This window comes from Sulfurihydrogenibium yellowstonense SS-5, assembly GCF_000173615.1.
Classification (GTDB): Bacteria; Aquificota; Aquificia; order Aquificales; family Hydrogenothermaceae; genus Sulfurihydrogenibium; species Sulfurihydrogenibium yellowstonense.
In genome coordinates, this window is the sequence record NZ_ABZS01000091.1 from 1 (window position 1) to 6,632 (window position 6,632).

The following is a 6,632-nucleotide window of genomic DNA, read 5'->3' on the forward strand; positions in this document are numbered from 1 at the left end:
CAGCCAGCTTTGCTGGTTTAAATCCAAGCCCATATGAAAGTGGAACGAGCGTAAAGAAAAGTGGTTCAATAAAAAAGATGGGAAATCCATATGCAAGAAAGATACTATACATGGCAGCACTATCAGCAATAAGGTTTAACAAATACTGCAGAGAATTATACGAAAGATTAGTAAGTAAAGGTAAAGCTAAAAAATTAGCATTAGTAGCTGTAGCACATAAGCTATTAAGGCAAGCATATGGTGTATTAAAAAACAGAAGACCATTTGATGAAAATTTGTGTACTTGACATTTAACATAGAACATTCTGAGCGAAGCGAAGAATCTCCTGTTTTCCTTTTTAAATCAAAAAATCGAATGAGGAGATTCTTCGGACTTATGTCCTCCGGATAACACGGAAAGGTAAGCTTACAAGAATTTTCGAATACCCTCATTCTCAAGAGTTGGTAAAGAAGATATAAAAATCTTCACAGGACATCTATGATGGCTAAATTCTGAAGATAACGAAGAATACGCTATTTTGATTTTCTCTCCAGAAGTACTAAACAATATTATAATGTTGTAAAAACCTTGGGTTAGAAATTAGAAATTTTTATAGAATTTAAAAATGAAATCCTTCGGCCTTACGACCTCAGGACGACAACAAAAGGTTGAATGGTAAGCATTAAAAAAGGATAACTAATTTGTCATTCTGTAGCCGAGGAAAAATCTCATGTTTTTATTAAATTTCTCAACTGACGTGAACTAAACATTATAATGTTATAAAATTTTTTAAACCTGTTTAAGAAACCTTGGAGACAGCATGAAAATATACATAATTACTATATTTCCGGATTATTTTGAATGTTTTAAAAATTATGGAGTTGTAAATAAAGCTATAAAAAGCGGACTTGTTGAGATAAATGCCATAAATCTTAGAGATTTTACAACAGATAAGCACAAAACAGTTGATGATGTTGTTTATGGTGGTGGTCCCGGAATGCTTTTAAAGCCAGAGCCTATATTTAAAGCTTTTGATTATATAAAAAATATATCCAAAAATCCTTATACTATAATAACCGAGCCATGGGGAAAAACTTTTAATCAAGAGATGGCAAGAAAATTGGCAGAAAAAGAAGAAATTGTAATAATTTGTGGAAGGTATGAGGGGGTTGATGAAAGAGTTAAAACGTTAGTAGATGAGGAAATATCTATCGGTGATTATATTTTATCGGGTGGAGAGCCGGCTGCATTGGTTATTATGGATAGTGTTATTAGATTACTTCCGGGTGTTTTATCTGATGACGAAAGTAAGGAAGTAGATTCTTTCAGTGATGGACTGCTTGGATACCCTAACTACACAAGACCGGCTGAATTTAGAGGTATGAAAGTCCCGGAAGTTTTACTATCCGGTAATCATAAATTGATAGAAAAATGGAGGAGATTCCAAAAACTAAAAAGAACTTACAAAAATAGACCAGATTTATTAGAAAAAGCAAAATTATCTGTTGAAGATAGACAGTTATTAAAGTATATTATAGAAGGTAAAGAATTTGAAGATTTGATTAAAGAGGGAAAAATTGCTTAGTTTTGAAAAACCACCAATAGATATTCTTGAAGACGAGGAAAAGTATATAGTAATAATAGATTTGCCCGGATGTAAAAGAGAAGATATAGAAATAACAGGTGATGAAAAAACTTTAAAAATCAGAGCTCTTAAAAGCATAAACCTGCCGGGAAAGTATATTTTAATGGAACGTTTCACAGGAATTGTCAAAAGAAGTATCAGATTTTCGCAGTACATAGACATCTCAAAAGGCAAGGCAGTTTATGAAAACGGCTGCTTGGTTATCTATATACCAAAAGCAAAAAATCAGTTTATAATAGATACTATTTGTAAAATTTCAATTTTTTAAAAACTGCAGAGGTCTGAATGGGTCCATTTGAAGATAAATTAGATTTGCTTGACTACCATCAACATACCCACTTATTCCCACAAGAGATGTTGTAGTTTTTCCTTATATGGTATTTCCACTTTTTATAGGAAGACCATTTTCAATTAAGGCAGTAGAAGAAGCGCTTGATAATAATCAAAGATACATCTTTCTCTCTCTTCAGAAAGACAAAGAAAAAGAAAATCCGACAAAAAAAGACATTCATGAGATAGGCGTCGTTGCCACAATCATCAGAATGATGAAGCTTGAAGATAATCGTATTAAAATCCTTGTTCAAGGTGTTTCAAGAGGAAGAATAAAAGAATTAAAAAAAGTAGATGACTACTATCAAGTGGAAGTTGAAATCATAGAAGACCCGGAAGTAGAAGAAACGTTAGAAGTTCAAGCGCTTAAACATTCGCTAAAAGATTTATTAGACAAGGCTATTTCCCTTGGTAAGCAGATAGTGCCAGATTTAGTTGAGATAATAAAATCGGTAGAAGAATCAGGAAGACTTGCCGATTTGGTTGCATCTATACTTGATATAAAAGCAGAAGAAGCCCAGCAGATTTTAGAGATTTTAGATCCTGTTGAAAGACTAAGATTTGTTCATGATAAATTCTTAAAAGAAGTAGGAATATTAGAGCTTCAGCAAAAAATCAGAATATCTGCAAGAGAAGCCATTGAAAAAGACCAAAGAGAATACTTTTTAAGACAGCAAATAAAAGCAATTCAAGAAGAGCTTGGCGAAAGAGATGAAAAGCAGGAAGAGATAGAAAACTACAAAAAGAAAATAGAAGAATCCGGAATGCCGGATGAAATAAAGGAAGAAGCTCTAAAGCAGCTTAAAAGACTTGAAAAAATGCATCCAGATTCAGCAGAAGCAGGTGTTATTAGAACTTATCTTGATTGGCTTGTAGAACTTCCATGGAATAAAAGAACAAAAGACAGAATTGACCTTAAAATTGCTAAGAAAATCCTTGATGAAGACCATTATGACTTAGAGAAAATAAAAGAAAGAATTTTAGAGTATTTAGCTGTATTAAAACTTAAAAAAGAAAGCTCAAAGGATAAATCTATAAAAGGACCTATATTATGCTTTGTTGGACCGCCGGGTGTGGGTAAAACTTCACTTGGAAGGTCTATTGCAAAAGCATTAAATAGAAAATTTGTCAGAATCTCCCTTGGTGGAGTAAGAGATGAAGCAGAAATAAGAGGTCATAGAAGAACGTACGTTGGAGCGATGCCCGGAAAAATCATTCAGGCAATAAAACAAGCCGGAACAAAAAATCCGGTAATAATGTTAGACGAAGTGGATAAAATCGGCTTAGATTTTAGAGGAGACCCAACGGCGGCACTCTTGGAAGTCTTAGACCCGGAGCAGAATAAAGAGTTTGTAGACCATTACCTTGGCGTTCCTTTTGATTTGTCAGAAGTGATGTTTATTTGTACAGCAAACAGATTAGATACCATTCCAAGACCTTTATTAGACAGAATGGAGGTTATAAGACTCTCAGGTTATTCAGAAGAGGAAAAATTGCATATTGCTAAAAAATATCTAATTCCTAAGCAATTAAAAGAAAACGGCTTAGATGAGAAAACAGTAGAATTTTCAGATAAAGCAATCACATTCTTAATTAGAGGCTATACAAGAGAGGCAGGCGTTAGAAACCTTGAAAGACAAATAGGTTCTATCATTAGAAAAATAGCTAAAAAAATAATAGAAACTGGAAAGAAAAAGAAATATAAGATTACTCCAAGCTTGATTAAAAAATTCTTAGGGGCACCAATCTACTCAACAGAGAAAGAAGAAAGAGATGAAATCGGTGTTGTTACAGGATTGGCATGGACTGAGGTTGGGGGAGAAATTCTTAAAATAGAAGTAACAAAGATGGACGGAAAAGGCAATTTAGTTCTTACAGGTTCGCTTGGCGATGTGATGAAAGAATCTGCAAGAATTGCATTCTCTTATGTAAAATCTAAAGCTAAAGAGCTTGGAATTGACCCGGAAGAATTTGGTAAATACGATTTACATATTCACGTGCCGGCGGGAGCTATTCCAAAAGATGGACCATCGGCAGGTATAGCAATTACGACAGGCATTGCATCTGTATTTACAAACAGACCTGTAAGGTCGGATGTTGCAATGACAGGAGAAATCACATTAAGAGGAAAAGTTTTACCTGTTGGTGGACTAAAAGAGAAGATTTTGGCAGCAAAAAGAGCTGGAATAAAAACAGTAATTTTGCCAAAAGACAACAAAGAAGAAGTCATGTCTGACCTTCCGCCGTATGTAAGAAAATCAATGAATTTAATTTTTGTAGACCATATTGATGAAGTTTTCAAAATCGCGTTAAGAGAGGAAAAAAAGGAAGTTGAAAATCAGGAAAGCGAAAGTTAAAGATGCAACCGAAATTTTTAAAATCTTACAGCATTTTGCATTAAAAGAAGTTTTACTACCAAGAAGTTTAAACAGTATATATGAAAATATACGAGATTTTTTTGTATGTGAAGTAGATGGTAAGATTGTTGGCGTTGGGTCATTGCATGTATACTGGGAAGATTTGGCAGAGATAAAATCTTTGGCTGTAAAAGAAGAGTATCAGCATCTTGGGATAGGTAGAAGCATAGTCCAAGAATGTTTAAATGAAGCCAAAGAGCTTGGTATAAAAAGAGTATTTGCTTTAACTTACGTTCCGGATTTTTTTAGAAAGATTGGATTTGAGATTACAGATAAATCTAACTTTCCGCAAAAAGTATGGACTGAATGCATCCATTGTGTAAAATTTAATGATTGTCATGAAATTCCTGTATCTATAAACTTGGAGTAAAAATGAAGCATATATATCTTTGCAGACATGGAGAAAGTGAATACAACGCAAAAAAGATAGTTCAAGGACATATAGACACAGATTTAACAGAAAATGGGATATTACAAGCTAAAAAACTTGGTCATTTCTTGAAAGATAAAGGAATAAAAAAAGTAATATCTTCTGATTTAAAAAGAGCATTCAAAACAGCACAGATTGTAGCAGAAATTTTAAAAGTAAATCATGAAGTTGACCCAAGAATTAGAGAGATGCATTTTGGCACATGGGAAGGCTTAAGTTATGATTGGATTTATCAAAACGCAAAAGAGCATTTTGATAACTGGTTAGCAAATCCTGTAAAACATCCTTTGCCAAAGCAAGAAAGTATAGAATCTTTTGAAAAAAGGCTAAGGCTATTTTTTGAAGATGTAAGAAACCACAATGAAGACAATATCTTAGTAGTTGGGCATGGCGGTTCAATACAGGGCTTACTTTGTATAGCTATGGATCTTTCCATGGAGTATCTTTGGAAATTTAGACATAATAATACTGGACTATCACTAATTTTATCTGATAAAAATAACACAAATGTTAAATTTATAAATATGGCTTACCATCTTGAAAATTCTTTAGAAGGTGGTATTATAACTTTATGATTTTTTAGGAGGCAAAAACATGGATAATGTAGTTGTTTTTGAAAATAAGAATAAACCATCGTATTTAGAGGCAGGTTTATTTGTTGTTGTTATTTTGGCATTTTTAGGATTATCTGTTTTCTTGGCTTTATCGTCAGGAAAAGTTAGTAACGTTCTTGTATTTCAAATTGCCGGCTTTATTTATGGTTTATCAGCATTGATGTATATTTTTCAGTTTTTCTTTAAAAATGAAAATATCGGTAAGGCTGGTACATTACTTGCATTTGCCGGATGGTTAACACAAACAGCAGGATTGTTTATAAGAGGTTTAGAGTCTTACAATATGGGCATTTTCCATCCACCTTGGACAAACCTTTATGAATCTTTAATGTTTTTCCCGTGGCTTGCAGTTGGACTGTATTTATACATTGAGAGAGAATACAAAACAAGAACTATTGGAACATTTTTCATGCCGATCATTGCGTTTTTGGTTATTTGGGGTCATAAGTTTAATACTGATATAAATCCGTTGGTGCCTGCTTTAAGAAGCTATTGGCTTTACCTTCATGTCCTTGCATCATTTGTAGGTTATGCTGGTTTTACAGTAGCATTTGGTGCATCTTTTGCTTATCTACTTAAAGAAGCTCAAGTTAAAAACAAACCGGTAAATACGTATCATTATGTAGGATTTATTTTTAGCTTAATCTTAACGGGGATTTTTGGATATCTTACTTTAACCGGTGCTAAGGATATTAAAACAATGATTTTTGGAATTATCTTTATCATCACTCTTATAGCTTTAATTTATTTTGCTGTATATGTCTTAAAACCTATAGCTGATAAACTTCCATCTGAAAATTTACTTTCAGAGATTGCTTTTAAAGCAGTTGCTATCTCTTTTCCTGTATGGACTGCATCTATAATGCTTGGCGGTGCATGGGCAAATGAGGCTTGGGGTAGTTATTGGAGCTGGGACCCTAAGGAAACTTGGGCTTTAATAGTTTGGTTATTCTTTGCAGCATACCTACACGGAAGAACTATCGGAAAATGGAAAGGTGAGATTTCTGCATGGATAGTAGTAGCAGGATTTATAATGCTTTTAATCTGTTATTTTGGAGTAAACTTATACTTCCCTGGCTTACATAGTTATGCTACAGAGTAAGAAGAAATTATAAATTTAACTATGATCCTTCGGATATCCGAAGGATTTATTTATTTATGATTACTGAAACACAATCATCTATGTCATCTATTAGCAAAGTGATTAAATTTATGA

General features: G+C 33.3%; 7 protein-coding genes. All 7 read left to right on the plus strand.

What is annotated here, in order from left to right:
- Window positions 1-287, plus strand: a 287-nt coding sequence (locus tag SULYE_RS04775) for an IS110 family transposase (RefSeq protein WP_007547055.1), incomplete at its 5' end; no start/stop codon positions are given.
- Window positions 288-800: 513 nt separating this feature from the next.
- Window positions 801-1,565 (plus strand): tRNA (guanosine(37)-N1)-methyltransferase TrmD, encoded by a 765-nt coding sequence (gene trmD / locus SULYE_RS04780; protein ID WP_007547057.1) that lies wholly within the window; start codon window positions 801-803, stop codon window positions 1,563-1,565.
- The gene (locus tag SULYE_RS04785) at window positions 1,558-1,893 is read left to right on the plus strand and encodes an Hsp20/alpha crystallin family protein (RefSeq protein ID WP_007547059.1); all 336 of its coding nucleotides are present in this window, start codon (window positions 1,558-1,560) and stop codon (window positions 1,891-1,893) included. Before trmD ends, SULYE_RS04785 begins: the two co-directional genes overlap by 8 nt.
- Window positions 1,894-1,999: 106 nt before the next feature.
- Window positions 2,000-4,312, plus strand: coding sequence for an endopeptidase La (gene lon / locus SULYE_RS04790; RefSeq protein WP_007547060.1), 2,313 nt, complete (start codon window positions 2,000-2,002; stop codon window positions 4,310-4,312).
- Window positions 4,287-4,742, plus strand: coding sequence for an N-acetyltransferase (locus SULYE_RS04795; protein ID WP_007547061.1), 456 nt, complete (start codon window positions 4,287-4,289; stop codon window positions 4,740-4,742). The genes lon and SULYE_RS04795 overlap by 26 nt, the downstream gene beginning before the upstream one ends.
- Window positions 4,743-4,744: 2 nt before the next feature.
- Window positions 4,745-5,377, plus strand: a complete 633-nt coding sequence (locus tag SULYE_RS04800; RefSeq protein ID WP_007547062.1) for a histidine phosphatase family protein — start codon at window positions 4,745-4,747, stop codon at window positions 5,375-5,377.
- Window positions 5,378-5,396: 19 nt separating this feature from the next.
- Window positions 5,397-6,518 carry a c-type cytochrome biogenesis protein CcsB gene (gene ccsB / locus SULYE_RS04805; RefSeq protein ID WP_007547063.1) on the plus strand — a complete coding sequence of 374 codons (1,122 nt, stop codon included), beginning with the start codon at window positions 5,397-5,399 and terminating at the stop codon, window positions 6,516-6,518.
- The last annotated feature ends 114 nt before the right edge of the window (window positions 6,519-6,632 follow it).

Bases quoted from the DNA above. Each gene is read 5' to 3' on its own strand.
- trmD (WP_007547057.1), top strand. From the start codon at position 801: ATGAAAATATACATAATTACTATATTTCCGGATTATTTTGAATGTTTT.
- lon (WP_007547060.1), top strand. From the start codon at position 2,000: ATGGTATTTCCACTTTTTATAGGAAGACCATTTTCAATTAAGGCAGTA.
- SULYE_RS04800 (WP_007547062.1), top strand. From the start codon at position 4,745: ATGAAGCATATATATCTTTGCAGACATGGAGAAAGTGAATACAACGCA.
- ccsB (WP_007547063.1), top strand. From the start codon at position 5,397: ATGGATAATGTAGTTGTTTTTGAAAATAAGAATAAACCATCGTATTTA.